This window comes from Azospirillum formosense (assembly GCF_013340925.1).
Classification (GTDB): Bacteria; Pseudomonadota; Alphaproteobacteria; order Azospirillales; family Azospirillaceae; genus Azospirillum; species Azospirillum formosense.
Window position 1 is genome coordinate 1 of the sequence record NZ_WHOR01000315.1, and the last position, 6096, is coordinate 6096.

Sequence of the window (6096 nt, forward strand, 5' to 3'; positions counted from 1 at the left end):
GTTTTAAAGGCACCGCCATGGGCCCCCCGGCCACCCCGGCCCCCGGCCCAGCCCCCGCCGCGGCCCCGGGCCCCCGCCGCGGCGGCGCCGCCCACGCCGACGACCGTCGCCAAGCTCGACCCGGCCCCTCCGGCGAAGCCGGAACAGCCGCCCGTCGCCCCTTCGGCCCAGATGCCGAAACCGCCGGCGGCCGACCCGCTGGCCGCGGAGCATGCCCAGCCGCCCAAGCCGCGGGCGACGGAGTACCGCACGGAGCAGAGCGAAGGCCCGACCGGCTCCGCCACCCTGCCCCCGCTGGTCGATGAGCCGACGCCCCAGATGGCGGCTCCGGCGATGCCCCAGCCCGCGGCGCCCACGGCGTCCACGCCCTTCTCCGCCAGCGACAACGGCTTGAACCCGCGCGTCCGCACCCTGGTCGATCAGGCCCGCCGCCAGATCGCCGCCAAGCTGCTGACCACGCCGCCGAACAACAACGCCTACGAGACGGTGTCGCGGCTGCGCGAGATCGCCCCGGCGACGCCGGAGATCCAGGAACTCCTGACGACCATGGAGGAGACCTACCGCCGCTGGGCCTCGCTGGCGGAGCGCGACGGCAATTGGGACGAGGCGCGGCGCTTCTACGAGCGCGCCCTGATCGTCGCCCCCAACACCGGCGACCTGCGCGACCGCATCAAGGCGGCCGGCGAAGGGCGCGTGCTTCCCGCCATGCCCACGGCCTCGGCGGCACCCGGCACCCCGTCGGCGCCGGCGGCCACCGCCGAGGTGCGGCCCGGCCTGGACAGCCGTGACGGCGCCATTGCCCTGATGCGCCGGACCGACGAGCTGAAGCGCGCGCTGGACGGCGGCGCCGATCCGAACAAGCGGGTGGACAACGGCAAGACCCTGCTGATGCTGGCCTCCGAACAGGGGCTGACCGACGCGGTGCGGCTGCTGATCGACCGCCGGGCCAAGACGGAACTGCGCACCGCCGACGGCGCCACCGCGGTGATGTACGCCGCCTGGGGCGGACACGAGGCGGTGATCCACGCGCTGGCCGCCGCCGGGGCCGAACTCGACGCCACCAACGACGACGGCAAGACCGCGCTGATGGCCGCCGCCGCCCGCGGCCATGACGGGGTCGTAAAGATCCTGGTCGACCGCGGCGTGTCGGTGGACCGGGTGGCCAGCCACGGCTGGTCGGCCCTGATGTACGCCGCCAACAACGGCCACGACCGCGTGGCCCGGATGCTGGTGGAGCGCGGCGCCAACCCGTTCCGCATGGACACCGCCGGCAACTCCGCCCTCACCCTCGGCGCGCTGCAGGGCCACATGCAGGTGGTCGAGGCGCTGAAGCCGCACTGACCGGCACGCCAAGCAGAAAGCGGCGGGCGCCCCCAGGGACGCCCGCCGCTTTCGCATGTCGATCCTGCCGAACCCAATTCCGAGCCGTTACCCGTTCAGGCGGCTTTGATCTCCGCCAGGAAGCTCTCGATCTCCTTGCGCAGCGTTTCCGACTGGCGGGCCAGTTCGCCCGACGCGCTCATCACCTGACCGGCAGCCGCACCCGTCTCACCCGCGGCCAGCGTGACCTCGGTGATGCTGCCGGAGACCTGGTGGGTGCCCGTCGCAGCCTCCTGGACATTGCGGGAGATCTCGTTGGTCGCGGCGCCCTGCTCCTCGATGGCGGCGGCGATGGCGGTCGAGATGTCGTTGATCTGGCCGATGATGCCGCCGATGGCGGAGATGTCGCGCACCGCGCCGTCGGTCGCGCCCTGGATGGCGGCGATCTGGGCGGCGATCTCGTCGGTCGCCTTGGCGGTCTGGGAGGCGAGATGCTTCACCTCGCCGGCGACGACGGCGAAGCCCTTGCCGGCCTCGCCCGCCCGGGCGGCCTCGATGGTCGCGTTCAGAGCCAGCAGGTTGGTCTGGCTGGCGATGTTGGTGATGAGGCTGACCACCTCGCCGATCTTCTGCGCGGCCTCGACCAGACCGCGCACCGTCTCGTTGGTGCGGGTCGCCTGCTCGACCGCCTGCCCGGCGATCTGCGAGGAGCGCGACACCTGCGTCGCGATCTCGCGGATGGAACTCGCCATCTCCTCCGTAGCCGACGCGACGGTCTGGACGTTGGCGCTGGTCTGCTCCGCCGCCGCCTGGACGGCGGTCGCCTGGATGTTGGTCCGCTCGGCCATGGAGGTCATGCTGTGGGCGGTGGCGTCCAACTCCGAGGCGGCGGCCGCCACCGTGCGCAGGGAGGCCGCGGAGGAATCGCCGAAGCGGCCCACCAGCCGGTCCACGGCTTCCGCCCGGCGCTGCTTGGACGCCTGTTCCGCCGCCTGGGCGCCAGCCAGCCGGTCCGCCTCGATCAGCCCGTCCTTGAAGACCTGGACGGCGCGGGCCATGGCACCCAGCTCGTCCTTGCGCTGCGCACCGTCCACGGCGACCGTCAGCTCGCGCCCCGCCAGCCGGTTCATCACCCCGGTGAGCTGTTGCATCGGCTTGGACACGCCGGCGACGATCAGCAGCCCCATCACGGCGCCGAGGAGTGTCACGACGGAGATCGCGGCGATGAGCAGGGTCTTGCTCGACCCGTAGGTCGCCTCGCCCTGGTCGGCGGCAACGCGACCGTTGCGGATGTTGAATTGGATGAGGTCGCGCATGAGCGCCTGGGCCTTACGGAACTCGACGCGCGATTCGCCTTTGTAGAGCGCGGTCGCCTCGTCGTTGCGATTGTCCCGGGACAGCGGAAGCAATTTTCGGTGGCTCAGTTCCTGGTAACGCTCCCAATGGCCCATGAGCTTCTGGAACGTTTCGGTCTCGTAGCCGGGGGTCAGCATGGATTCATATTTGCGAACCGCGTCCTGGAAGTCCCCCAGGGTCGCCGCCATGGTCTTCTCCTCCTCGGCCTGCTGGGCAGGCTCGGTGGATAGAATGTGCGCGGACTCCAGAATCCGGTAGAACTCGAAATAATCGGTCATCCGGGCAATCTCGCCGACGCTCGGCAGCCAGTTGTCGCGGATGTCCTTCCCCGCGTCATTCACCGTCGAAATGCGGTCTATGCTGAAAAGACCCAATGCGATGATGAACATGACGAGTGTGGAAAACGAAGACACGATCTTCGCTTTTATCGTGATGTTCGATAGAACAGACATGCGACATTCCCTCCACAAATTCCCGAGCAAACCAGCGCGCCGCCTTGTGCAGAACTTCAGTTTTTTTGTCTGCACGCGTTTCTAAGGGATCTACCGATCACGACACGCGCGATGCCGACAGGGATGCAGATTACGCAAGAGTTTCCCCAACGCAGGAGCGCAAAGCTCACACGCTTGACGTCGACAACGGGTTCATGATTCATTTTAATCTATGCCACAAGGCCTTTTGACATTCCACGCCGCGCGCCGATGCCAACCGGTACTGCACTCATCTCACTGTTTATCTCACATCATAAGTAAACTAACCATTAAATCGTTATGAAAGCTAAAAACTTTTTTCTTTTTATTTATTGCATTGATGGTTTTGCAAAGTTTCTCACTTGAGAAACGTTTGTTTCGCCGGAGGCCTCACGGAACGCCAGTGGATGCCAAAGGCGCAAAAAAAGCCCGCGGGCGCGTGATGCGCAGCCGCGGGCTGAACCACGAAAACTTGCGGACCGGGACGGATCAGAGAGCGGCGAAGCGCGCCAGCATGGCCGCGTGCGAGCGGATGCCGTTGTGCAGGCACTTCACCTCGAACTTCTCGTTGGGCGAATGGATGCGGTCATCCTCAAGCCCGAAGCCGACGAAGATCGAATCGAAGCCCAGCGCCTGCCGGATGTAGCCGCCGACCGGGATCGAGCCACCGCTGCCGACCAGTGCCGGCTTGTTGGCGAAGACGTCGCCCAGCCCCGCCATGGCGGCGCGCAGATAGGGGCTGTCGGTCGGCACCTGGACACCCGGCGAGCGACCGAACACCTTGAACTCCCAGCGTCCGTCCGCCGGGGTCCGCTCCTCCAGGAAGCTGCGGATGCCGGCCAGGATCTTCTCCGGGTCCTGGGCCGGCACGAGGCGGCAGGACAGCTTGGCCGACGCCTTGGACGCGATGACCGTCTTGGACCCTTCGCCGGTGTAGCCGCCCCAGATGCCGTTGATGTCGCAGGTCGGGCGCGACCACAGCCGCTCCAGCGCGCTGCGCCCGGCCTCGCCCGCCGGGCTCTTCAGCCCGACACCGGCCAGGAACGCCCCCTCGTCGAAGCCGAGGTCGCGCCACATCGCCTTTTCCTCGTCCGTGGGCTCGGCCACGTCGTCGTAGAAGCCGGGGAAGCGGACGCGGCCGTCCTCGTCGTGGATCTGGCCGAGGATGCGGGTCAGCGCGTTGATCGGGTTCAGCACCGCGCCGCCGAACATGCCGGAATGCAGGTCGTGGCTCGGCCCATGCAGCGTCGCCTCGACATAGAGCAGGCCGCGCAGCCGGGTGGTGATCGCCGGGGTGTCGATGTTCCAGGCGTTGGTGTCGGTGATGACGCAGACGTCGGCCTTCAGCTCCTCCGCATTGGCCTTCAGGAAGGGCAGCAGGTTCGGGCTGCCGGTCTCCTCCTCGCCCTCCAGCAGGACGGTCACGCGGATCGGCAGGGTGCCGTGCACGGCGTGCCAGGCGCGAAACGCCTCGATGAAGGTCATCACCTGACCCTTGTCGTCCACGGCGCCGCGGGCGACGATGCGGCGGCCATGCTCGGCCTCGACGATGGCCGGCTCAAAGGGCGGGCTGTTCCACAGCTCCAGCGGTTCCGCCGGCTGCACGTCGTAATGGCCATAATAGAGGATATGCGGCACATCAGAGCCGCCCGGCCCCGGATGGTGGGCGACGACCGCGGGATGGCCGGCCGTCTCGCGCACGGAGGCGTCGAATCCCAGCCCGCTCAGCTCGCGCACCAGCCAGTCCGCGGCGCGGCGCACGTCGCCCTTGTAGGCCGGATCGGTGCTGACGCTGGGAATGCGCAGCAGGTCGCAGAGGCGGCCCAGGGAGTCTTCGAAACCGCGGTCAACCTGCTGGAGAACGGGGTCGGCTGACAGGACGCTCGACATTCGGAACTGCCTTCGGTGTGGATGATGGCAGCGATGGTAGCGCATCGCGGTTCCGCGCCAAGCTCCACAAAGCGCAGGGGTGCCATCCTCGCGACGGCGGCGTTCCCGGTTCCCGCCACGGGAAGCACAGGATGGCGGAACCGCGGCTCCGCCTTCGCGAGGATGCCCTGGACGCAGGCGCGTCAGACGGTCAGGTACCGCCGGACCTCGCTCTCCTCCAGCCCGTCGCGGCTGCCCGCCAGCATGACCTCGCCGCGCTCCATCACCGCCCAGTCGTCGGCCAGATCGCGGGCGAACTCGAAATACTGCTCGACCAGCAGGATCGCCATCGTGCCCTTGTCGCGCAGGTAGGAAATGGCCCGCCCGATGTCCTTGATGATGCTGGGCTGGATGCCCTCGGTCGGCTCGTCCAGCACCAGCAGGCGGGGCCGCGTCACCAGCGCCCGCCCGATGGCGAGCTGCTGCTGCTGCCCGCCCGACAGGTCGCCGCCGCGCCGGTCGAGCATGGACTTGAGCACCGGGAACAGCTCGAACACCTCGTCGGGGATCGAGCGGTCGGCGCGCTTCAGCGGCGCGTAGCCGGTCAGCAGGTTTTCCCGCACCGTCAGCAGCGGGAAGATTTCGCGCCCCTGCGGGACATAGGCGATGCCGCGCCGCGCCCGTTCCGACGGGGCGAGCTTCGTGATGTCGCCGCCGTCCCAGGCGATGGTCCCGCCGGTCACCGGCTTCAGCCCGACGATGGCGCGCAGCAGCGAGGACTTGCCGACGCCGTTGCGCCCCAGCAGGCAGGTGACCTTTCCCACCTCCGCCGTCAGCGACACGCCGCGCAGCGCCTGCGCCGCGCCGTAATGGAGATCGACAGACCGTACGTCGAGCATGCTTGTTTTCTCCTGAATCCCTTCTCCCCTCTGGGGAGAAGGTTAGGATGAGGGGGCGGCCGCAGGCCGGAAAAGCTCTGCAATGAGGCTGCGTTTCCGCCCTTCGGGCGCCCCCCCCCCCCCCCCCCCCCCCCCCCCCAGCGAGGGGAGTAGAGTTTGACGCACGCATCCTACCACACCCA

4 protein-coding genes are annotated in these 6096 nt (G+C 68.3%); 1 reads left to right on the top strand and 3 read right to left on the bottom strand.

The features are described 5' to 3' along the window. The first annotated feature begins 171 nt into the window (after positions 1-171). Complete coding sequence (locus GBZ26_RS25985; protein WP_247884912.1) at positions 172-1341, top strand: ankyrin repeat domain-containing protein; 1170 nt, start codon at positions 172-174, stop codon at positions 1339-1341. Positions 1342-1436: 95 nt separating this feature from the next. Here GBZ26_RS25985 and GBZ26_RS25990 read toward each other — a convergent pair whose 3' ends face one another. The 3 genes from GBZ26_RS25990 to urtE all read right to left on the bottom strand — a co-directional run bounded on the left by GBZ26_RS25990 (position 1437) and on the right by urtE (position 5914). After that, positions 1437-3128 carry a methyl-accepting chemotaxis protein gene (locus GBZ26_RS25990; protein WP_174441317.1) on the bottom strand — a complete coding sequence of 564 codons (1692 nt, stop codon included), beginning with the start codon at positions 3126-3128 and terminating at the stop codon, positions 1437-1439. A gap of 507 nt (positions 3129-3635) precedes the next feature. Beyond that, positions 3636-5036, bottom strand: coding sequence for a dipeptidase (locus tag GBZ26_RS25995; protein ID WP_174441318.1), 1401 nt, complete (start codon positions 5034-5036; stop codon positions 3636-3638). Between the two features lie 182 nt (positions 5037-5218). Continuing rightward, positions 5219-5914 (bottom strand): urea ABC transporter ATP-binding subunit UrtE, encoded by a 696-nt coding sequence (urtE, locus tag GBZ26_RS26000; RefSeq protein WP_094306347.1) that lies wholly within the window; start codon positions 5912-5914, stop codon positions 5219-5221. Between the last annotated feature and the right edge of the window lie 182 nt (positions 5915-6096).